At 69.8% G+C, this 21,562-nt stretch carries 21 protein-coding genes and 2 riboswitches; of the genes, 12 read left to right on the forward strand and 9 right to left on the reverse strand.

The annotated features are described in order from the left end of the window. The first annotated feature begins 34 nt into the window (after nt 1-34). Both ABD206_RS06500 and ABD206_RS06505 read left to right on the forward strand, forming a co-directional pair. Nucleotides 35-727 (forward strand): GntR family transcriptional regulator, encoded by a 693-nt coding sequence (locus ABD206_RS06500; RefSeq protein WP_344070569.1) that lies wholly within the window; start codon nt 35-37, stop codon nt 725-727. Next, on the forward strand, nt 724-1,743 hold the full coding sequence (locus ABD206_RS06505) for a 1-aminocyclopropane-1-carboxylate deaminase (RefSeq protein ID WP_344070571.1): 1,020 nt from the start codon (nt 724-726) through the stop codon (nt 1,741-1,743). The genes ABD206_RS06500 and ABD206_RS06505 overlap by 4 nt, the downstream gene beginning before the upstream one ends. A 1-nt stretch (nt 1,744) precedes the next feature. On the opposite strand, the gene gcvP is transcribed toward ABD206_RS06505, so the two are convergent. The 4 genes from gcvP to ABD206_RS06525 all read right to left on the reverse strand — a co-directional run bounded on the left by gcvP (nt 1,745) and on the right by ABD206_RS06525 (nt 7,621). After that, entirely contained in the window at nt 1,745-4,585 is a 2,841-nt protein-coding gene (gene gcvP, locus ABD206_RS06510; RefSeq protein WP_425561179.1) for an aminomethyl-transferring glycine dehydrogenase, read from the reverse strand. A 56-nt stretch (nt 4,586-4,641) separates the two neighbouring features. Then, nucleotides 4,642-5,025, reverse strand: a complete 384-nt coding sequence (gcvH, locus tag ABD206_RS06515) for a glycine cleavage system protein GcvH (protein WP_344070575.1) — start codon at nt 5,023-5,025, stop codon at nt 4,642-4,644. After that, nucleotides 5,022-6,137: a glycine cleavage system aminomethyltransferase GcvT gene (gene gcvT / locus ABD206_RS06520; protein ID WP_344070577.1), complete on the reverse strand. Its 1,116-nt coding sequence runs from the start codon at nt 6,135-6,137 to the stop codon at nt 5,022-5,024. Before gcvT ends, gcvH begins: the two co-directional genes overlap by 4 nt. Before the next feature lie 47 nt (nt 6,138-6,184). After that, a riboswitch (glycine riboswitch) is annotated at nt 6,185-6,304 on the reverse strand. Next, nucleotides 6,305-6,395, reverse strand: a riboswitch (glycine riboswitch). Between the two features lie 53 nt (nt 6,396-6,448). Next, the gene (locus ABD206_RS06525) at nt 6,449-7,621 is read right to left on the reverse strand and encodes a MarP family serine protease (protein ID WP_344070579.1); all 1,173 of its coding nucleotides are present in this window, start codon (nt 7,619-7,621) and stop codon (nt 6,449-6,451) included. Nucleotides 7,622-7,709: 88 nt separating this feature from the next. On the opposite strand from ABD206_RS06525, the gene ABD206_RS06530 reads away from it, so the two are divergent. The 8 genes from ABD206_RS06530 (at nt 7,710) to ABD206_RS06565 (ending at nt 16,116) form a co-directional block, all read left to right on the forward strand. Further along, nucleotides 7,710-8,435 carry an NUDIX hydrolase gene (locus ABD206_RS06530; protein WP_344070581.1) on the forward strand — a complete coding sequence of 242 codons (726 nt, stop codon included), beginning with the start codon at nt 7,710-7,712 and terminating at the stop codon, nt 8,433-8,435. 29 nt (nt 8,436-8,464) lie between these two features. Continuing rightward, a complete protein-coding gene (nadA, locus tag ABD206_RS06535; RefSeq protein ID WP_344070583.1) occupies nt 8,465-9,802 on the forward strand; it encodes a quinolinate synthase NadA in 1,338 nt (445 codons plus the stop codon). Then, nucleotides 9,799-11,343, forward strand: coding sequence for an L-aspartate oxidase (gene nadB / locus ABD206_RS06540; protein WP_344070585.1), 1,545 nt, complete (start codon nt 9,799-9,801; stop codon nt 11,341-11,343). The genes nadA and nadB overlap by 4 nt, the downstream gene beginning before the upstream one ends. After that, nucleotides 11,343-12,203, forward strand: coding sequence for a carboxylating nicotinate-nucleotide diphosphorylase (nadC, locus tag ABD206_RS06545; RefSeq protein ID WP_344070587.1), 861 nt, complete (start codon nt 11,343-11,345; stop codon nt 12,201-12,203). Before nadB ends, nadC begins: the two co-directional genes overlap by 1 nt. Further along, a complete protein-coding gene (locus ABD206_RS06550) occupies nt 12,200-13,345 on the forward strand; it encodes a cysteine desulfurase family protein (RefSeq protein ID WP_344070589.1) in 1,146 nt (381 codons plus the stop codon). The genes nadC and ABD206_RS06550 overlap by 4 nt, the downstream gene beginning before the upstream one ends. Then, complete coding sequence (locus ABD206_RS06555) at nt 13,342-14,247, forward strand: glycosyltransferase family 2 protein (RefSeq protein WP_344070591.1); 906 nt, start codon at nt 13,342-13,344, stop codon at nt 14,245-14,247. Before ABD206_RS06550 ends, ABD206_RS06555 begins: the two co-directional genes overlap by 4 nt. Continuing rightward, nucleotides 14,244-14,441 (forward strand): hypothetical protein, encoded by a 198-nt coding sequence (locus ABD206_RS06560; protein ID WP_344070593.1) that lies wholly within the window; start codon nt 14,244-14,246, stop codon nt 14,439-14,441. The genes ABD206_RS06555 and ABD206_RS06560 overlap by 4 nt, the downstream gene beginning before the upstream one ends. A 154-nt stretch (nt 14,442-14,595) precedes the next feature. Further along, nucleotides 14,596-16,116 (forward strand): DHA2 family efflux MFS transporter permease subunit, encoded by a 1,521-nt coding sequence (locus ABD206_RS06565; RefSeq protein WP_425561163.1) that lies wholly within the window; start codon nt 14,596-14,598, stop codon nt 16,114-16,116. A gap of 42 nt (nt 16,117-16,158) precedes the next feature. Here ABD206_RS06565 and ABD206_RS06570 read toward each other — a convergent pair whose 3' ends face one another. Genes ABD206_RS06570 through ychF form a run of 3 tightly spaced genes read right to left on the reverse strand, consistent with a single transcriptional unit; the run spans nt 16,159 to nt 18,122 of the window. After that, complete coding sequence (locus ABD206_RS06570; protein ID WP_344070595.1) at nt 16,159-16,314, reverse strand: hypothetical protein; 156 nt, start codon at nt 16,312-16,314, stop codon at nt 16,159-16,161. Between the two features lie 35 nt (nt 16,315-16,349). After that, nucleotides 16,350-17,036, reverse strand: coding sequence for an alpha/beta fold hydrolase (locus tag ABD206_RS06575; RefSeq protein ID WP_344070597.1), 687 nt, complete (start codon nt 17,034-17,036; stop codon nt 16,350-16,352). A gap of 12 nt (nt 17,037-17,048) precedes the next feature. Further along, the gene (ychF, locus tag ABD206_RS06580) at nt 17,049-18,122 is read right to left on the reverse strand and encodes a redox-regulated ATPase YchF (protein WP_344070599.1); all 1,074 of its coding nucleotides are present in this window, start codon (nt 18,120-18,122) and stop codon (nt 17,049-17,051) included. An 83-nt stretch (nt 18,123-18,205) separates the two neighbouring features. Here ychF and ABD206_RS06585 point away from each other — a divergent pair, with 83 nt between their 5' ends. Next, entirely contained in the window at nt 18,206-18,805 is a 600-nt protein-coding gene (locus ABD206_RS06585) for a 3'-5' exonuclease (RefSeq protein ID WP_344070601.1), read from the forward strand. Nucleotides 18,806-18,868: 63 nt separating this feature from the next. Beyond that, nucleotides 18,869-20,170: a DNA recombination protein RmuC gene (locus tag ABD206_RS06590; RefSeq protein WP_344070603.1), complete on the forward strand. Its 1,302-nt coding sequence runs from the start codon at nt 18,869-18,871 to the stop codon at nt 20,168-20,170. Between the two features lie 8 nt (nt 20,171-20,178). On the opposite strand, the gene ABD206_RS06595 is transcribed toward ABD206_RS06590, so the two are convergent. Together ABD206_RS06595 and glpX are read right to left on the reverse strand one after the other, a co-directional pair. Beyond that, nucleotides 20,179-20,427: a UDP-N-acetylmuramyl pentapeptide phosphotransferase gene (locus tag ABD206_RS06595; protein WP_344070605.1), complete on the reverse strand. Its 249-nt coding sequence runs from the start codon at nt 20,425-20,427 to the stop codon at nt 20,179-20,181. Between the two features lie 116 nt (nt 20,428-20,543). Continuing rightward, on the reverse strand, nt 20,544-21,533 hold the full coding sequence (gene glpX, locus ABD206_RS06600; protein WP_344070607.1) for a class II fructose-bisphosphatase: 990 nt from the start codon (nt 21,531-21,533) through the stop codon (nt 20,544-20,546). Nucleotides 21,534-21,562 lie beyond the last annotated feature (29 nt).

A 21,562-nucleotide genomic window follows, 5' to 3' on the forward strand; every position in this document is an offset into this window, starting at 1 on the left:
GACACTGCCCGCATTCTGATGTGCAATATATTGCATGCCGATCCCCCTCACCCAGGCACCCCCGCGGCCTCTCCTGCGGGACACGGTCCTCGAACGCCTTCGCGACGCGATCGTCGACGGGACGCTCGCGCCCGATGAGCAGCTGCGGGATGCGGAGATCGCAACCTGGCTCGGGGTGAGCCGCACCCCGGTGCGCGAGGCGCTGCTCGAGCTCGGGCGCGCCGGACTGGTGCGCACCCTGCCCGGCCGTGCGACCACGGTCGCGCCGCTGGATGAGCGCGACATCTGGGATGCGCAGGCCGTCGTGGCCGCGATGCACCGCGTCGCGGTCCGCGACGCCGTCCCCCGTCTCACGTCTGTCCATCTCGACGCGATGCGGGACGCGAACGAGCGCTTCGCGGCCGCGCAGACCGCGGGTGATGTGGATGCCGCCCACCTGGCGGACCAGCAGTTCCATGCCGTCGCACTCGAGGCCGGTGGCAACGCCGCTGCGCGCTCGGTGCTCGCCCAATACGAGCCGATCCTCCACCGTGCCGAGCGGATGCGCTTCGCCTCCCACGAGGGTCGCGATTCCGTGCGCCGACACACGCGACTCATCGAGCTGTGCGCCGACGGCGATGCGGAGGGCGCGGCAGACCTCGCGGAGCAGATCTGGCGCGACCTCGTCATCGCGACCACCCCCTCCTCCCCCTCGCAGACCCCCCACCGCCCCCAGGAGACGTCATGAAGCTCGAGTCCTTCCCCCGCTACCCGCTGACCTTCGGGCCGAGCCCGATCCACCACCTGAAGCGGTTGAGCCAGCACCTCGGCGGGGCGCAGGTCTGGGCCAAGCGCGAGGATGTCTCCAGCGGCCTGGCCTACGGGGGCAACAAGGTCCGAAAGCTCGAGTACATCGTCCCCGACGTCCTCGCCTCCGGCGCCGACACCCTCGTCTCCATCGGCGGCTACCAGTCCAACCACACCCGCCAGGTCGCGGCGGTCGCCGCACACCTCGGCCTGAAGGCCCGTCTCGTGCAGGAGAAGTGGGTGCCGTGGGATGACCCGATGAACGACAAGGTCGGCAACATCCTGCTCTCGCGCATGATGGGCGCCGACTCGCGGTTGGATGACGCCGGCTTCGACATCGGCATCCGCGACTCGTGGAAGCTGGCACTCGAAGAGGTGGAGGCTGCCGGTGGCACGCCCTACGCCATCCCCGCGGGAGCATCCGAGCACCCGCTGGGCGGCCTCGGCTTCGCGAACTGGGCGTTCGAGGTCGCCGAGCAGGAGAAGCAGACCGGCGTCTTCTTCGACACGATCGTAGTGTGCACCGTCACCGGGTCGACCCACGCCGGGATGATCGCGGGCTTCGCGGCCCTGGAAGACCTGACCGGCGTCAAGCGCCGCGTCATCGGGATCGACGCCTCGGCAACGCTCGAGAAGACCCGCGATCAGGTCGCACGCATCGCCCGGAACACGGCGGAGCTGATAGACCTCGGCCGCGACCTGCGCGACGACGAGATCCAGGTGCTCGAGGGGTGGGCGGGCGAGCTCTACGGCATCCCGGTCGACTCGACCATGCAGGCCATGGCCCTCGGGGCGGAGCTGGAGGCCATGATCACCGACCCCGTGTACGAGGGGAAGTCCCTCGCGGGTCTCATCGACCTCGTCAAGGATGGCGACATCCCGAAGGACTCGACCGTGCTCTACGCGCACCTTGGCGGCCAGCAGGCGGTCAACGCCTACTGGAAGCTCTGGAGCTGACTCAGGCGAAGGCCTCGATCGGAGGGCAGGCACACGACAGGTTGCGGTCGCCGAAGGCCTGGTCGACGCGGCGCACCGGCGGCCAGTACTTTCCGCGCACGAGGGTCGGCACCGGATAGACCGCGACCTCGCGCGAATAGGGGTGCTCCCAGTCGGCGTCGACGATCGCCTCCGCCGTGTGCGGGGCGTTCACGAGGGGATTGTCATCCGCCGCCCACTCCCCCGATTCCACCAGGTCCGCCTCGGCGCGGATCGCGATCATCGCCTCGATGAACCGCTCGATCTCTGCCCGGTCCTCCGACTCGGTCGGCTCGACCATGAGCGTCCCCGGCACGGGGAACGACATGGTCGGGGCATGGAAGCCGTAGTCGATCAGACGCTTGGCGACATCGTCGACGGTGATCCCGGTCGCCTCGCGCAGCGGACGCAGGTCGAGGATGCACTCGTGCGCGACCAGCCCCCCATCGCCCGCGTACAGCACGGGGTAGTGCTCCCCGAGCCGCGCGGCGATGTGGTTCGCCGACAGCACCGCTGCCTCCGTCGCCTGTCGCAGGCCGTCGGCGCCCATCATGCGGATGTAGGCCCAGGCGATCGGCAGGATGGATGCCGACCCGTACGGCGCCGCCGACACCGGCCCGCCGGCGAACACCGTGCCGGCGGCGGCATCCGGACGCTGCGCCAGCGGATGCGACGGCAGGAACTCGGCGAGGTGGGCTTTTGCCGCCACCGGTCCGACGCCGGGACCGCCACCGCCGTGCGGGATCGCGAAGGTCTTGTGCAGGTTCAGGTGCGAGACATCCCCACCGAGATCTCCGGGACGCGCCACACCGATCAGGGCGTTCAGGTTCGCGCCGTCTATGTACACCTGCCCGCCCGCCGCGTGGACTGCCGCAGTGACGGCGCGCACCTCGTGCTCGTAGACGCCGTGCGTGGACGGATAGGTGATCATGAGCGCGGCGAGCGCATCGGCGTGCGTCTGGATCTTCTCGCGGAGGTCGTCGAGGTCGACGTTGCCGCCCTCGTCGCAGGCGACGACCACGACCCGCATGCCGGCCAGAACCGCCGAGGCCGCGTTCGTACCGTGCGCCGACGAGGGGATGAGGCACACCACGCGCTGCTCGTCGCCGCGCGAGCGGTGGTAGCCGCGGATCGCGAGAAGGCCGGCGAGCTCCCCCTGTGAGCCCGCGTTCGGCTGCAGCGAGACGGCGTCGTAGCCGGTGAGCTCGGCCAGCCAGGTCTCCAGCTGGTCGATGAGATCCAGCGTCCCTGCCACATCCGAGGCGGGCGCGAAGGGATGCAGCCGCGAGAACTCGGGCCAGGATACGGCGGCGAGCTCGGCGGCGGCGTTGAGCTTCATGGTGCACGACCCGAGCGGGATCATGCCTCGATCGAGGGCGTAATCACGATCGGCCAGCGTCTTGAGATAGCGCATCATGGCCGTTTCCGAGCGGTGCGTGTGGAAGACGGGATGTGTGAGGAAGGGCTCCTCTCGCCGCAGGCTCTCGGGATACATCCGGACCTCCGCGAGCGCCGTCCACGATTCCTCCGCCGGGAGCTCTCGGCTGTGCGCCGGCGGACGGGCGTCCCCCGTCGCCGTGAACGCGGCGAGGATGTCGGCCTCGATCGTGGGGTCGGCGGCGCTCACCTCGTCGGCGCTGATCCCGACCGTGGTCGCATCGACCTGACGCAGCAGGATGCCGAGGCCATGGGCGGCCGCAACCACGGCCTCGGCATCGGCGACCCGCACCTGGATCGTGTCGAAGAAGTGTGCCCCGAGCACCTCGACGCCATGTGCGCGGAGCGCGCCGGCGAGCAGCGCCGCGCACACGTGGACGTCCTGCGCGATCGCGCGAAGCCCGTCGGGGCCGTGATAGACCGCGTACATCGATGCCATGACGGCCAGCAGCACCTGCGAGGTGCAGATGTTGGAGGTCGCCTTCTCGCGGCGGATGTGCTGCTCGCGGGTCTGCAGCGCAAGGCGATATGCGGGGTCCCCCACGGCATCCCGGGACACGCCCACCAGGCGGCCGGGAAGCTGGCGCTCCAGGCCCGCGCGCACGACGAGGTAGCCGGCGTGCGGTCCACCGAACCCCATCGGCACCCCGAATCGCTGCGTCGTTCCCACGGCGACATCGGCGCCGAGGGCGCCCGGTGAACGCAGCAGGGTGAGCGCGAGGATGTCGGCGGCGACGACCGCCAACCCACCGTGCTCGTGCACCTGCGCGATCACCGCGTCGGGGTCCCAGACGCGCCCCGAGGCTCCGGGGTACTGGACGAGCATGCCGAAGGCCTCCGGAATGTCTTCACCCCCGGCGAGATCGCACACGCGGATGTCGATCCCGACGGCGTCGGCGCGGTGACGCAGCAGCGCGAGCGTCTGCGGCAGGGCATCGGCATCCACGACGAAGACGTTGGAGGCGACCTTCGCGGCGCGACGGGCCAACAGCATCCCCTCGACGACCGCCGTGGCCTCATCGAGCATCGACGCGTTGGCCGTCGCGAGCCCCGTGAGGTCGGCGACCATCGTCTGGAAGTTCAGCAGCGCCTCCAGCCGCCCCTGGGAGATCTCCGGCTGATACGGCGTGTAGGCGGTGTACCAGGACGGATTCTCGAAGACGTTCCGCTGGATCACGGGGGGCGTGACGGTGTCGTGGTACCCCAGCCCGATCAGCGAGCGGGTCACCCGGTTTCGACGGGCCAGCGCACGCAGCTCGGCCACGGCCTCGGCCTCGCCGGCAGGCTCGGGGAGGCCGGCGAGCGCGGGCGAGTCTCCACGCACGACGCGCGGCAGCGCGACATCCAACAGCTGTGTCACCGAGTCGTAGCCGAGCCCGGCGAGCATCTGCTGCTGCGCGGCGGGGTCCGTCCCGATGTGTCGCTCGACGAAGGGGCGCCCGCTCACGCGCCGCCGCCGGTGAGAGCGAGGTAGGCCTCCCGATTGAGCAGCCCGTCGGCGGCGGCCGGATCGACCTTGAGCTTCATGAGCCAGCCCTGCCCGTAGGGGTCGGAGCTGACCAACGAAGGATCGTCGGATGCCTCGCCGTTGACCGCCACGACCTCGCCGTCGACGGGAGAGTAGAGCTCACCGACCGATTTGGTGGACTCGATCTCGCCCGCGACTTCGCCCGCGACGACGGTGGCGCCGACGGCGGGGAGATCCACGAACACGATGTCGCCGAGTTTGTCGGCCGCGTAGTCCGTGATGCCGATGACCGCGACATCACCTTCCAGACGCAGCCATTCGTGCTCGGGCGAGTACTTCAGGGTCGACAGGTCGGTCATTTCTTCCTCCGGTAGAACGGCAGCGCGGTGACGGTGGTGGGGATGGCGGTGCCGCGCACGTCGATGGCGAGCGCGGTGCCGAGGGACGAGACGGTGGGGTCGACGAAGGCGAGGGCGATCGGGTGCCCGAGCGTGGGGCTCAGGGCGCCGCTGGTCACCTCGCCCACGATGGCGCCGTCGACGGCATCCATGACTGCATACCCGGCGCGTCCCGCACGGCGCCCCTCCGAGGCGAGTCCGACGAGGACGCGGCGCGCCTCCCCGGCAGACTCGCGCAGGACGTTCTCGCCGACGAACCCGGAACGGTCCGCCTCGACGGCCCACGACAGCCCTGCCTGCGCGGGAAGGACCTCTGCCGAGATCTCGTGGCCGTGTAACGGCATCCCGGCCTCCAACCGCAGCGTGTCACGCGCGGCGAGACCGGCCGGCACGAGTCCGTGGGACTCGCCGGCGGCCAGGAGCTCGTCCCACAGCGGCACGGCGAGATCGCTCGGCACGAGGATCTCGAACCCGTCCTCGCCCGTGTAGCCGGTCCGCGCCACGAGCACTTCGTCACCGCCGAATCGCGCGCGTGCGGCACCGTATCGGGGGATCTCTGCCGGCGGACGCTCGAACTCGGTGACACCCCCGCAGTCGCCGAGCACGGCCTGCGCTGCCGGACCCTGGAGCGCGATCAGCGCGAAGCTGTCCGAGGCATCCTCGAACCTCACTCCGCGCGCGGCGAGACGGATGCCGAGCTCATGGGCGACGATGCCGCGATTCCCGGCGTTGGCGATCACGAGGAACCACCACTCGTCGAGACGGTAGACGATGAGGTCGTCCAGCACCCCGCCCTGCGCAGACAGAAGCAACGCGTACGCCGCACGACCGACCGCGAGAGTCGACACGCGCCGCGACAGTGCCGCGTCGAGCGCGGCGGCCGCCCCGGGGCCCTCGACGATGAACTCGGCCATGTGCGAGATGTCGAAGAGGCCGGCAGCCTCACGTACGGCGCGATGCTCGGCCAGCTCCGAGCCGTACCGGATGGGCATCGACCAATCGCCGAACGCGGTGAAGGATGCGCCGAGGGCGCGATGCCTCTCGTGCAGCGGGGTGGTGCGCAGGTCGGACATGAAGTTCTCCCGGTCACAGACGGACGGACGCACGTGCTGCGTCCGAGAACTCCCCCTCTGTCATGGGCCTGAGAGTTTCACCCTGGCATCCGCGAGATCTGTGCGGGTGGAGGGCTTTCACCGTCGGCGGATCAGCGCGGCGCATGCTGATCGCTTTCCAGAGTGGCCTGACCCTTGCGATATGAGGACCTGAGAGATTGGCGGGGAGGCTTGCTCCTTCGGTGCCCGGAGTGATCCGGACTCTCCCGCGAGGGTCGTCGGCCGATGTTCGATTGTGGGGCGCTCGCGCGCTGCGGCCAGCATACGACCTCTCAGGACGTGCACGCGCCCGACGAGACCGTGTCGGTCAGAGAACCGGTCTGGGCGAGGATCGGCATGAGCTCGGTCGTGGTCATGGCGTAGCCGAGATCGTCGTCGTCCTCGGCGCGCGCGAAAACGACGCCGGCCACCTCGCCGTCGGTGGTGAGCACCGGGCCGCCGGAGTTGCCGGGCCGCACCACGGCCTGCAGCGCATACACCTCTCGGGCGCTGGATGTCTGTCCGTAGACGTCTTCGACCTGCATCTGCGCAACCGTCAGCACGTACGCGGTTCCCGAGGTGAGAGGCCCACCATAGGGGTACCCCTGCACCGCGGCGCTGCTGCCGGTGGGCAACGGCGCCGCGATCGGGAGCGCGACGGCATCCAGCCCGTCCACCGCGATCACGGCGAGGTCATCGGCGGCGTCGAAGTAGACGATCCGACCCTCCTGCGCGGCTCGGCCGGGCAATTCGACCAGAGGAGTCTCGACGCCCGCGACCACGTGCGCGTTGGTGACGATGAGGTCGGCCGCGATGGCGAACCCGGACCCCGTCGCGGCGGTACCGCACGCGTAGGCGACGCCCGAGACGCGCGCGACAGACTGCGCGGCGGCCTGCAGGGCCGCATCGTCCAGGGCGACCTGGGGGGCCTGGTCGGTCGGAGTGAGTTCCAGGAGGATGCCGAGCTGCGGGATCCCCTGGTCGAGCACGATCCCGCGCGCCTGGGCAATCGCCCCACGCACCGGCGCAGGTGTGAGGTCATCGATCGTGCGCAGCACGGACGAGTTGGCGACAGCGGTCGAGAGGAAGGGGATCCCCATCGTCGCCACGGCGTTCCCGACGAACGACATGGCCAAGGCCGCAGCGACCAGGCTCAGCGCGCCGCCGAGCATCCGCTCCGGCACGCGGAGCTTGATGCGATCGACGCCACCACGCACTGCCCGACCGATCGCACCGCCGATGGCGGTCCCGATGACCAGGAGAACGGCGCCCGCACCGATGACAGCGACCGTGCGCCACTCGGCGGCCGGCACGAGGTCACCGACGATCGGCATGAGCCAGTACGCGGCGATGCCACCGGCCAGCAGTCCTGCGAAGGAACCGAGGCTGGCGAAGAATCCGCGCTGGAGTCCGATGAGGGTCGCAACGACGAGCAGCACGACGAGCAGCACGTCGAACACGATCATGCTCGCCAGGGTAGGCGGCGCGGCTGAGAGAGCACCCGTTTGCCTTCAGGTCAGCGTGACACTAAGATCGACTCGACTAAAGGTCACTATGACTCAAACTACCCCGACACCTCCCACGGACGAGATCCGCGTCGCCGTCTCGGCCGTGATCTTCAGCGTGCGCGGACTCTCGGAATCGGCCTGCCCGGTGCTCGCACTCCCCCTCGTACGCCGTACCCGCGATCCATTCGAGGGACGCTGGGCACTGCCGGGCGGCTGGTTGAACGCCGCCGAGAACCTGGATGCCGCAGCCTCGCGCACGCTCGAGGAGACGACCGCGCTCGCCCCGACCTACCTCGAGCAGCTGTACGCCTTCGGCGCCGTCGACCGCTCCCCCACGCGCGTCGTGTCGGTCGTCTACTGGGCGCTGCTGCGTTCTGACGAGGTGGATGCGCAGGTGGCCGCCCATGCCGCCGCGGGCGATGCCCCTGAGAACGTCGAGTGGTTCGCGGCGTCCGAGCTTCCCGCCCTGGCTTTCGATCACAACGAGATCGTCGACTACGCACTGTGGCGCCTGCGCAACAAGGTCGGATACAGCCGCATCGCGAACGGTCTGCTGCCCGAGCAGTTCACTCTTGCAGACCTCCGTGAGGTCACCGAGGCGATCCTCGGTCGACGCCTGGACCCGGCCAACTTCCGCCGTCAGGTGGAGAACTCGAACACCCTCATCCCCACGGACCGATTCCGCACCGGAAACCATCGCCCCGCCCGCCTCTACCGCTACAACCGTGACGTCGAACTCGCCGAACGCGGGCCGCTGATCGCGCCCCGCTGAGCGGATCGCTCGACCCAGGAGAACCACCCATGGCCGCCACCAACATCGCGCTCGTCCCGAACCCCCACAACCCTTCCGTCGACAGCGAGATCGCCGCGATCCTCGCCGGTGCCGCACCCGGGGAGACCTGCGGTACGGACCTGGGCGATGCACCCTGGCAGGTCGACACGCGCCCGGGCTACGGCCCCGGTGCCTCCGTCGGCGATGTGATCCCCACCGGCGCGCCGCGCCAGGGGGAGCTGCCGCGGGAGTACCGCGACGCCGACGCCGACGAAATCGAGCGTCGCATCCACGCCGCCCGCGACCAGCTCGGCGATCGGGTCGTCATCCTCGGCCACTTCTACCAGCGCCACGAGGTCGTCGCCCATGCCGACTACGTGGGCGACTCGTTCCAGTTGGCCAAGGCCGCCACCGCTCACCCGGACGCCGAGGCGATCGTCTTCTGCGGCGTGCATTTCATGGCCGAGACAGCGGACCTCCTCTCGCGGCCCGAGCAGGCGGTGATCCTCCCCAACCTCGCGGCCGGCTGCTCGATGGCCGACATGGCGACGATCGACGATGTCGAGGATGCCTGGGAGCAGCTCGAGGACGTGCTCGGTGATCTCGACACCCCCGATGCCGACGGCCTGCTGCCGGTGATCCCCGTGACGTACATGAACTCCTCTGCCGCCATCAAGGGGTTCGTCGGGCGACACGGCGGCATCGTCTGCACCTCGTCGAACGCGCGCACGGTACTCGAGTGGGCCTTCGCCCGGGGACGACGGGTCCTCTTCTTCCCCGATCAGCACCTCGGCCGCAACACCGCGAAGGCGATGGGCGTGCCGCTCTCGCAGATGCCACTGTGGAATCCGCGCCGACCGCTGGGCGGGAACGATGACGACGCGATCGCCGACTCCCGCGTCATCCTCTGGCACGGTTTCTGCTCGGTCCACCGTCGTTTCACCGTCGACCAGATCCAGAAGGCCCGCGCCGAGCACCCGGGAGTGCAGGTCATCGTCCATCCCGAGTGCGCGATGGAGGTGGTGGATGCCGCGGACCAGGCGGGTTCCACGGACTACATCCGCACGGCGATCGCCGCCACCACCGAGCCCACCACCTTCGCGATCGGCACCGAGATCAACCTGGTGCAGCGCCTCGCGGCAGAACATCCCCAGCACGAGATCTTCTGCCTGGATCCGGTCGTCTGCCCGTGCTCGACGATGTACCGCATCCATCCCGGCTATCTCGCCTGGGTGCTCGAATCGCTGCTCGCCGGACAGCTGCCGAACCGCATCACCGTCGACGATGCGGTCGCCGCACCCGCGCGCCAGGCGCTGGAGCGAATGCTCCTCGCAGTACCCACCCCCGTGACCGGGAGTGCCGCATGACCCCCACGGTCCTCGTGGCCGGCAGTGGCATCGCCGGTCTGTCGGCCGCGCTGGCTGCCGCGGATGCCGGAGCAGAGGTCACGATCGCGACGAAGGCGAGCCTCGAGGATTCCGCCACGGGATTCGCGCAGGGCGGGATCGCGGCCGTCACCGGGGCCGACGACAGCATCGCCGCCCATCTCGCAGACACCCTCACCGCGGGAGCCGGGCACGCCGACCCGGCGGCGGCCCGGATCCTCGTGAGCGAGGGACCAGATCGCGTGTCGGACCTGATCGCTCTCGGCACACGCTTTGACCGGGACACCGACGGCGCTCTGCGGCGCGGGCGCGAGGCCGCGCACTCCGCACCCCGAGTGCTGCACGCCGGTGGCGATGCGACCGGTGCCGAGATCGAGCGCGCGCTCGCGCGGGCCGTGCGAGCGCACCCGGCCGTGGCTGTCCTCGAGGACGCACTGCTGGTCGACCTCGTCGTGGACCGCGGCACGGTGACCGGCGCCCTGGTCCAGATCGCTGCGAACGCCGAGCTGATCGAGTTCCCGGCGGATGCCGTTCTCCTCGCCACCGGAGGCGCGGGCCAGCTCTTTTCCCACACCACCAATCCCGGTGTCTCCACCGGTGACGGCATCGCCGTCGCACTACGGGCGGGGGCTGCCGTCGCAGACCTCGAGTTCGTGCAGTTCCATCCGACCGTCCTGGCACACGAGGTGCCGTTCCTCGTCTCCGAGGCGGTGCGCGGCGAAGGCGCGATACTGCTCGACGAGCACGGCCGACGCTTCACCCTCGACGCGCACCCCGACGCCGAACTCGCGCCCCGTGACATCGTGGCCCGCGCGATCACCGAAGCCATGCGGACCCAGGGCGGACGCCCCGTCTTTCTGGATGCGACTGCCGTGGCATCCAGCGACCAGGAATCGCGGGCGGCGTATCTGGCACGCCGGTTCCCGACGATCGATCGCGAGCTCCGCTCCCGCGGGATCGACTGGGCGAGTGAGCCTGTCCCGGTCCACCCCGCCGCCCACTACCTGATGGGGGGTGTGGCCACCGACCTCGAAGGGCGCACGAGTCTGCCCGGTCTGTTCGCGGCCGGTGAGACGGCCTGCACCGGGGTGCACGGCGCCAACCGTCTCGCCTCCAACTCCCTCTTGGAAGGCGCGGTCTTCGGAACCCGCGCGGGGCGAGTCGCGGCGACGACGATACCCACGGCTGCGACGCTCACATCCACGTCACGGCCTGTCGCCACACGACGGAATCGATCGGTTTCGCCCGCCGCGCCGCCCACCGCTTTCTCGCGGGCCGGTCTGCAGGAGCTGATGTGGCGTGAGGTCGGGCTCGTGCGCGACCATGCAGGGCTGACCCGGGCAGCCGATCAGCTGACGGCCTGGCGCGGCGAGAGTCGGTCACCGGCCACCCGAGCCGAGCGCGAGGATGCCGCGCTGGTCGAGGTCGCCACCGCGATGGTCGACGCGGCACTGGCCCGCACGCAGTCCCTCGGGGCACACTCCCGCGCGGACTCCCCGCTCGCTCTCGCGGAGGCCAGCTGATGCTCACATCCGCCCAGATCCGCTCCGTCGTCGCCACCGCCCTCGCAGAGGATGCGCCGTGGGGCGACGTCACCAGCGACGTCTTCGTCCCCGACGCAGCCGTGGCCGCGGCCGACCTCGTGGCGCGCGAGCCGGGCGTGCTCAGCGGTATCGAGGTCTTCACCGCCGCCTTCGCGCTCACCGATCCTGGAATCGGGGTCGAACCTCTCCGCGCCGACGGTGAGCGCTTCGACGCCGGAGACGTGCTCGCGCGGGTCGAGGGCCCCGCCCGCGCCGTGCTGACGGCCGAGCGCGTCGCGTTGAACTTCACGCAGCGGATGTCCGGGATCGCGACGATGACCGCACGCTTCGTGGATGCCGTCACCGGCACGCGCGCGAGGATCGTCGACACGCGCAAGACGACACCGGGCCTGCGGGCGCTCGAACGTTACGCGGTCCGCTGCGGCGGCGGGCACAACCACCGCTTCTCCCTGTCGGATGCGGCGATGGCCAAGGACAATCACCTGGCGGTGCTGACGGATGCCGGCATCGGGCTCACCGAGGCGATCCGCGTGGCCCGCACACGCCTCGGACACACGACGCACCTGGAGGTGGAGGTCGATCGACCCGATCAGATCGAGGAGGTCCTGGCGGGAGGCGTCGACACGATCATGCTCGACAACTTCTCCGTGCCCGAACTCCGGGATGCGGTCGCCCAGATCTCGGGACGGGCGATCGTCGACGCATCCGGTGGCGTCACCCTCGACACGGTGCGTGCCATCGCGGAGACCGGGGTCGATGTCATCTCGGTGGGAGCGCTCACCCACTCCGCCCGCGCCATCGACCTCGGCCTCGACATCCGGGTCTCCTCACCGTCGTGAGCCTCATCTACCTCGACCACGCCGCGACCACGCCCGTCCGGCCGGAAGTGCGCGAAGCGATGGCGCCCTATCTCGGCGACCGCTTCGGGAACCCCTCCAGCCATCACAGCATCGGCGAAGCGGCTGCGGCGACGCTCGAGGATGCGCGAGCGCGCGTGGCCGCGGTGCTCGGCATGCGCCGCGCGGACGTCGTGTTCACCTCCGGCGGAACCGAGTCCAACAACCTCGCGATCAAGGGGATCGGCCTGGGCGCGATGCTCCACCGGGACGCGCGGCACGTGGTCACCAGCGCGATCGAGCATGAGTCGGTGCTGCGCTCGTGCGACTACCTGCGTCGTCTGCACGGTTTCGAGGTGACGACCCTTCCTGTCGACGGCGACGGCATCGTCGACCCGGACGCCGTTGCGGCCGCTGTGCGGGAGGACACCGCCCTGGTGACACTCGGCTACGCGAACAACGAGATCGGCACCGTGCAGGATGCCGCGGCGATCGCGGCGAGGACAGACCGCGTGCCGCTGCACCTCGATGCCGTGCAGGCCGCCGGCTGGCTCTCCCTGGCGCGCACGACGACACACGCCGACGCGATCAGCATCGCGGGGCACAAGATCGGTGCCCCGCAGGGCACGGGCGTGGTCGGCATCCGCTCCCGCCTGCCGGTGGAGCCGGTGCTCCATGGCGGTGGACAGGAGCGCGAGCGTCGCGGCGGCACGCAGAACGTGGCGGGCGTTGTCGGACTTGCCACCGCCCTGGAGCTGGCCGAGCTCGAGCGGGAACGCGAGACGGCCCGCATCACCACGATCCGCGACGCGCTCGTCGTCGGCATCCTCGCCGCGGTCCCCGGTGCACGCCTGACGGGCCACCCCACCAGGCGACTCCCGGGGACAGCGAGCTTCGTCTTCCCCGGCACGAACGGCGAGGCCGTCCTCCTCGAGCTCGAAAGGCTCGGGTTCGTGACCTCCAGCGGGTCCGCGTGCGCGGCCGGCAGCGACGAGCCCAGCCACGTGCTGCTGGCGCTCGGGGTTTCCCCGGACGAGGCCCGCACAGCCGTGCGTGTCACCCTCGGGCACTCGTTCGCCGTCCCGGTCGAATCTCTCGTCCACGCGACCACCGCTGCCGTGGCGGCCGTAGGATCGCCCACGTGAGTCAGGCGGTCGCGACCTTCATCGTCCCCGGACGCGATGTCGCGCCGTACGTGCACGAGGCCCTCGACTCGCTCCAGGCCCAGACCCGCGCGGATTGGCGAGCGATCCTCATCGATGACGGCTCGGTGGACGACACCGGAAAGATCTTCGAGCGCGCCGCTCGCGCAGACGACCGACTGCGCGTCATCCACCACGCCCGCGCTGTCGGTCTCGGCGCCGCGCGAAACGTGGGACTCGATCTCGTCGACACCCCGTACGTCGGATTCCTGGATGCCGACGATGTGCTCGCGCCGCACGCGCTGACGCGCTTCGTCGAGACGCTGGAGCGAACCGGCAGCGACCTCGCGATCGCCGCGTACTCGCGACTTCGCCCGACCGCCGACGGATCGTACGCCGCCAGCGAGGTTCAGCCGTGGGTCACAGCGGCGACCTCGCCCGCGCGCGAGCGGACAACGCTCGCCGAGCATCCGGCGGCGACGGCGAGCATCGTGGCCTGGGCCAAGCTCGTACGCACCCCGTTCTGGGGACTTCGCCGCTTTCCCGAAGGTCGCCTGTACGAGGACCAGGAGGTGGCGCAGGACCTTCTGTTGCACGCCCGCGCCTTCGACACGATCCCCGAACCTCTCGTTCTGTGGCGCGTGCGCGCAGATGGGTCCTCGATCACGCAGCGCGAAGGCGAGCTGGCCGTGTTGCAGGACTGCCTCGCGGCCATGCGGGGCGGGCTGGCGGTGCTGCGCGACGAACCCGCCGCGCTGCGCGCCCGCACCGAGCTGATCCTGGCGATGGACATCCCGCGCCTCGAGGGGATCGCCGAAACCCACACTGACCCGAGGTATCGTGCGGAGGTGGAGCGGTTCCGCGCCGAGATCAGGTCCCTGCTTCCCGCTAGGCTGGCTCCATGACCGCGAACGAGGCCGCTCACGGACGCGACGAGCTCGATGCTCTGCGCGAAGAGATCGACGAACTCCAGAACACCCCGGAAGAGCAGCTCCTGTCGCCGCTCCCGAAGAACATCGTCGAGAACGAGCCCGAGCCGCGCCCGACCGACGCGATCGGCTCCGTCCACTGGGACGAGACCAAGCGCCCCCACAACTGAATCGGCTCGTGCCTGTCGCCGTCCGCGCCTGAGAGCGGCGCCGGGCGTCCCGTGGGAATGAATCCCGCGCTCGGCTGGTTGGAGCACCTCGGTACCCCACCACACCCCTTCCGCTTTCCCGGTGCACTCGTTCGCACCCAGTAAGGAGTCGGCGTTGTCGTCGATCGACCACACCCCCGCCGAATCCGGTGCCGCCGCCGCGAACGCGCAGCCGGCCCAGCTCGGCGCCGCCGAGGCGCGGATCATCTGGCTGCTGTTGGCCGCCGCCTTCGTCGCGATCCTCAACGAGACCACGATGGGCGTCGCGATCCCGCACCTCATCGTCGACCTCAGTATCACCGCCGTGCAGGCGCAGTGGCTGACGACCGCGTTCATGCTGACGATGGCGGTCGTCATCCCGACCAGTGGATTCCTGCTGCAGCGTTTCACCACACGCCAGGTTTTCCTCACCGCCTCGGGTCTGTTCTCCCTCGGGACAGCAGTGGCTTTCTTCGCGCCCGGATTCGAGGTGCTGCTGGTGGCCCGCGTCATCCAGGCATCCGGGACCGCGATCATGATGCCGCTGCTCATGACCACGATCATGACCCTGGTGCCGCCGCATGCCCGCGGGCGCATGATGGGCCGCGTCAGCATCGTGATCGCACTGGCCCCGGCCATCGGGCCGACGCTGTCGGGGCTGGTCCTGGACTCACTGGGCTGGCACTGGATCTTCGGGATCGTGTTGCCGATCGCTCTGCTGGCGCTCGGCGCGGGAGCGCTGTGGCTACGCAACTTCGGCGAGCAGACGCGCGCGCCCATCGACATCCTCTCGATCATCCTGTCCGCACTCGGGTTCGGCGGGCTCGTGTACGGTCTCAGCCAGATCGGCGGCGGCGCCGGCCACGGTTCCGGCGCAGATGCCGAGGCGGCCGAGGCGGCATCCACTCTCACCCTCGTGATCTCCCTCGTCGTGGGCCTGCTGGCGCTGGCACTGTTCCTGTGGCGTCAGCTCGTTCTGCAGCGCAAGGACGACGCACTGATGGATCTGCGGGTGTTCCGCTCGAAGAACTTCTCCCTTTCGATCGCGCAGATGAGCATCCTGTCGATGGCGTTCTTCGGGGCGATCACGGTGCTTCCGCTCTTCTTGAACCAAGCGCTCGGGGCCACGGCTCTGGAAAGCGGGTTGCTTCTTCTCCCCGGCTCACTGGCCATGGGATTCGCCGGCCCCATCGTCGGACGGATCTACGACGCCTTCGGCACCAAGGTGCTGCTGGTACCCGGGTCGATCCTTGCCGCAACCTCGCTCTGGGCGTATGCGAGCTTCACCGCGGCGACCCCGTTCTGGGTGATCCTGGTGACCCAGATCGTGTTGTCGATCGGGCTCGCGCTCTCGTTCACGCCGCTGTTCACGGCCTCCCTCGCCTCACTCGAACCGCACTTCTACTCGTACGGATCGGCGGTGCTCGGCACCATCCAGCAGGTTGCCGGCGCCGCCGGGGTCGCGGTCATGATCACGACGATGTCGGCGGTCGCAGCCGCAGCCGAAGCGGGCGGGGCGAGCGCCGCGGATGCCGCGGCATCCGGTTCTCAGGTCGCGTTCCTGGTCGCAGCGATCCTCTCGCTGCCGCTCATCGTCGGCGCGTTCCTCATCCGCAAGCCCGCAGACACCGTCGGCGAGTTCCACGGCGGCCACTGACCCACAGGTATCCCCGCCCCACCTCCGGAGCAGGGCAGCGCGTCAGCCGCGGCCCTCGCCGGGGAGCATGCGCACGAGGCCGCCCAGGAGGGCCGCCAACAGCGAGGCGAGCTCGATGAGCAGGACGCCGATCACCGCGAGGATGCCCGCGGCGACGCCGAGACCGATGCCGAAGCGCTTGAGTCTGTCGAGCCACATGCGCCCCACGCTACCGCGCTCAGCCAGCGGGCGGGTCAGTCCCAGTCGAGGTAGTCCTCGATCGGCCACGCGGTGGGGGCCACGTGCGTCAGGGGGAACAGGTCCATGCCCCCTTCGACCGGCACGATGCTGATGCGCTCGGGAGCTGTCTCGCGCAGCGCCTCGGCGTTGGCGACGGGATAGACGACGTCCTCGGTGCCCTGCAGGACGAGAACAGGGATCACCGGCGCGAGCGAGTTCCACGCGATATCCGGGGTCGCGGCGCGAGCGGCCGCCTGCATCGCCGCGAGCGCGGCGTTGCGGGCACCCTCGGGGACGTCCGAGCCCTCGACATGCACCACATCCAGCGGGGAGGCACCCTCGACACCGAGCAGCAGCACGCCGGCCACCCGCTCGGGGTGATCGATCGAGACGGTACGGGCGATCGTTCCGCCGAACTCGTGGCCGCCGACCCACGCGCGGGTCAGACCCACGTGATCCATGACGTCCAGAACGTCCTGAGCGAGGTCGTGGAGGGTGGCGGGCTCCTCGGCATCGACGCTGCGCGCACCGACCCGCAGCACACGGAAGTCCTCTTCGGCCAGCGCCTCGGCGAGCAGGCCGAGATAGCCGATCTTCAGCCCCAACCCCGGCAACAGGACGACGGCGGGACCCTTGTGGTGGTGGTCATCGGCGTAGGCGATCGCTCGCCCACCGGGTTCGAAGATCTGGATGTCGGCCATGGTGCGTGATCCTCAGTTGTTGAAGCGGAACTCGACGACGTCGCCGTCCTGCATGACGTAGTCCTTGCCCTCCAGGCGCGCCTTGCCCTTGGCGCGCGCCTCGACGACCGAGCCGGTGGCCACGAGATCCTCGAACGAGATGACCTCGGCCTTGATGAAGCCCTTCTCGAAGTCGGTGTGGATGACGCCGGCCGCCTGCGGGGCCTTCCACCCCTTGCCGATCGTCCACGCGCGCGCCTCTTTCGGACCGGCCGTGAGGTAGGTCTGCAGGCCCAGCGTGTCGAAGCCGATGCGTGCGAGCTGATCGAGCCCCGACTCCTCCTGGCCCGTGGATGCCAACAGTTCCGCGGCGTCCTCGGGATCCAGGTCGATCAGCTCGGACTCGATCTTCGCGTCCAAGAAGATCGCCTTGGCCGGGGCCACGAGCGCTTCGAGCTCGCCCTTGCGGCTCGCATCTGTCAGCACGGCCTCGTCGACGTTGAACACGAAGATGAACGGCTTTGCGGTCAGTAGCCCCAATTCCCGGATCGGGGCGAGGTCGATGCCGGATGCCGAGAGCACGACGCCGCGATCGAGCGCATCCTTGGCGGCGAGCGCGGTCTCGAGCACGATCGGTTCGGTCTTCTTGCCCTTGACCTCCTTCTCGTAGCGGGTGATCGCCTTCTCGAGGGTCTGGAGGTCGGCGAGCGCCAGCTCGGCGTTGATCGTCTCCATGTCGTTCTTCGGATTCACCGCGCCGTCGACGTGCACGACGTCGTCGTCGGCGAAACCACGCACGACCTGGGCGATGGCGTCCGCCTCGCGGATGTTGGCGAGGAACTGGTTGCCCAGGCCCTCCCCCTCGCTCGCGCCCCGGACGATGCCGGCGATGTCGACGAACGAGACCGCCGCGGGCAGGATGCGCTCGGAGCCGAAGATGCCGGCGAGCGTGTCGAGTCGCGGGTCGGGGAGGTTCACGACCCCGACATTGGGCTCGATCGTCGCGAACGGATAGTTCGCGGCGAGAACCTGGTTCTTGGTCAGGGCGTTGAAGAGGGTCGACTTGCCGACGTTCGGGAGTCCGACGATTCCGATGGTGAGAGCCACGAGGGACCAGTCTACGGGCCCGACACGCGGATGCCTCGGCGCGCCTTCCCTCGGGTGGCGCCGCACACCGCGAGGCTGAAGCCGTGTCACTGGATTTCACCGCAGTCGACTTCGAGACGGCGAACTCCTCCAACGCCTCCGCGTGCGCCGTGGGCTTGGCCCGAGTGCGAGGCGGCGTGGTCGTCGAGACCGAAGGCTGGCTCATCCGCCCGCCCTTCCCGCACGACCGGTTCTTCGAGATCAACACCCGCATCCACGGCATCCGCGCGGAGGATGTCGCCGACGCGCCCTCTTGGGACTACCAGCTGCCGGCGTTGCGCGCCTTCCTCGGCGAGGACATCGTGCTCGCCCACAATGCCGGCTTCGACATGAGCGTCATCAAGCGCGCGAGCGAGGCGGCCGGCAGCGACTGCCCGTCGCTCTCCTATGCCTGCAGCGTGCAGATCGCGCGCCGCACCTACGACCTGCCCTCGTACCGCCTGCCGGCTGCCGCCGCGGCGGCGGGGTTCGAGGGCTTCTCGCACCACGATGCCGTAGCCGACGCCCTCGCCTGCGCGCACATCGTGATCGACGCGGCGCGACGAGCGGGCGTGGACTCGGTTCCCGCGCTGACCACGTCGCTGGGCGTACGCCTGGCCGAACTCGAGGGGTTCTCCGCGCCCGCCGAGACCGTCTTCGCCTGACACTGCGCCCGCGCGCGGCGCGGACTGAGCCGGAATGTCCCAGGCCCGGTGCATCCTGTCGTCATGGACGCACTATTGGTGTCAGCGATCATTCTGGGAAGCCTGCTGGCCGGCATCATCGCCGGATGGGCGTGGGGGTCCGCGGGCGCGCGCAGCCGCGGGATGCGGGAGGTCGGCGGGCTCCGCGAGGCACTCGTCCAGCGCACCGCCGAGCGCGAGGCCCTCGCGGCGCAGCTCGAGCAGCAGCAACAGTGGTACCGCGACCTCCTCGCGCAGACCCGCACCGAGCAGGCCGCTCGCGAGGAGCGCGAACGGCGTGAGCAGTCGGTGCTTCGCGCCCTCGAACCCGTGCGCGAGACCCTCCAGACGATGCAATCGACCGTCGCCGAGCTCGAGCGCGAACGCCAGTCGCAATACGGCTCCCTCGCCGAGCAGCTGCGCCGGGCCCAACAGTCAGACGAACAGCTGCGGGCGACCACCGAGAGCCTGGCCAGCGCGCTGCGATCGGGAAGCACGCGCGGCGTCTGGGGAGAAACCCAGCTGCGCCGCGTCGTCGAGGCAGCCGGGCTCACGCGGCATGTCGATTTCGACATCCAGGCGACGATCGGCACCGAAGCCGGCACAGGTCGGCCCGACATGGTGATCCGACTCCCCGGCGAGAAGGCCATCGCTGTGGACGCGAAGGTGCCGCTGGATGCCTATCTCGAAGCGGCGGCGCTGCCCGAGACGGCGACCGGACCGGATGCCGCGGCGCGCCGTGCGCTGCTGGACAAGCACGTGCGGGCTGTGAAGACCCACATCGACGCGCTCGCCAAGAAGTCGTATTGGGAGGGCCTCGGTTCCAGCCCCGAGTTCGTGATCTGCTTCCTGCCGAGCGAGTCGCTGCTCTCGGCGGCCCTGGACGCGGACCCGACGCTGCTGGATTACGCCTTCGGACGCCGGGTGGCGCTCGCCTCACCGGTCAATCTGTGGGCGGTGCTCAAGACCGTCGCGTACACGTGGACGCAGCAGGACGTGACCGCCGAAGCGCGACAGCTGTTCACCCTGGGCACCGAGCTGTTCTCCCGCCTGAGTGCCCTCGCCGGACACGCCGACGATCTGCGGCGTTCGATCGAGCGCACCGTGGAGTCGTACAACCGCTTCGCGGGTTCGCTGGAGAGCCGCGTCCTGGTCACGGCGCGGAAGTTCCCCGGCATCGACGAGACCAGGCTCGCCGACCTCGGCACCGCCGACGCCGTCACCGCGACACCGCGTCACCTCACCGCGCCCGAACTGATCGATGCAATCGCCGAGCACGACCCGACTTCGCGCGTCTCGGCCGACCTCGGTGACATCCGAGGACGAATCGACGCCGTATCCGAGTGAGTCGGCGCCTACGCGCCGCCCGGGATCAGGCTCAGGAGCGCGATGACGCCGCCGGAGACCAGCGCGAAAGCTCCGATCGACCACCACACGGACGGCTGATGCCCCTCGGGCCGCCGCACCCGGAAGAAGACGTCCGGTCTCCGCGCAGGATCCGTCGCATCGGCGATCACGGCCTGGGCTCCCGTGTGCGGGGTGCTGCCGGTGGCAGGTCCCGACCCGGACTTCGGCGCCTGACCGGCGTTCGACGGTGTCGACATCGCACTACTCCTCGCGGTCGCTTCGCGTCGATTCTGCCAGAGTCGATGCCGAAGCGGACCTCAGCGCGCTGTCGTGAGCCGGGATCAGGGCATCGGCGCCACCGCGATCGGAGAGGTCACAGCCACTTGGAGACCAGGTGCTCCGAGGTGATCCGACGAAGTGTCCCCGATGCACCACGCAGGACGACGCTTTCGGTGTAGACGTAGCCGCCCTCGCGCCGCACACCGGCGACGAGCTCGCCGTTGGTGACGCCGGTGGCGACGAAGATCGTGTTGTTCCCCTCGACGAGATCGTCCGCCTCATAGACGAAATCGTCCATCTTCAGCCCCGCGTCGCGACCCTTCTGCGCCTCGTCGTCGTCGCGCGGCCAGAGCCGCCCCTGGATGTGACCGCCGAGCGCTTTGATCGCGCACGCCGTCACGATGCCCTCGGGGCTGCCGCCGATCCCGACGCACATGTCGGTGCGCGCGTTGTGTCGGGCGGCGTTGATGCCGCCGGCCACGTCGCCGTCACTCATCAGACGGGTGCCCGCGCCCGCCTCGCGGATGTCGGCGATCAGCTGCTGGTGTCGCGGGCGGTTCAGCACCGAGACGACCATCTCGTCGACGGGCTTTCCCAGCGCCGTGGCAAGCCGGCGGATGTTCTCCCCGACCGGCAGGCGGATGTCGACGACGCCGACGCCGGCGGGGCCGGTGACGAGTTTGTCCATGTAGAACACCGATGACGCGTCCAGCATTGTGCCGCGATCCGAGACCGCGAGCACCGAGAGGGCGTTGTTGCGACCCTCGGCGGTCAGCGACGTGCCGTCGATGGGGTCCACGGCGATGTCGGCTTGCGGCCCGCGGCCGGTCCCGACATGCTCGCCGTTGAAGAGCATCGGGGCGTTGTCCTTCTCCCCCTCACCGATCACGATCACACCGTCGAAGTTGACGGTGGTGAGGAAGGCCCGCATGGCATCCACCGCGGCACCGTCGGCGAGCTCCTTCTGCCCCCGTCCGATGAAGGGCACCGAGCGGATCGCCGCCGCCTCTGTCGCGCGCACCAGCTCGAGCGCAAGATTCCGATCGGGATGCAACGGACTCATGTCCGCGGTCAGGCTCACCATATTTCCAGCCTAACGACGGGACACCGACA

This window comes from Microbacterium sediminicola (assembly GCF_039531125.1).
Taxonomy (GTDB): Bacteria; Actinomycetota; Actinomycetes; order Actinomycetales; family Microbacteriaceae; genus Microbacterium; species Microbacterium sediminicola.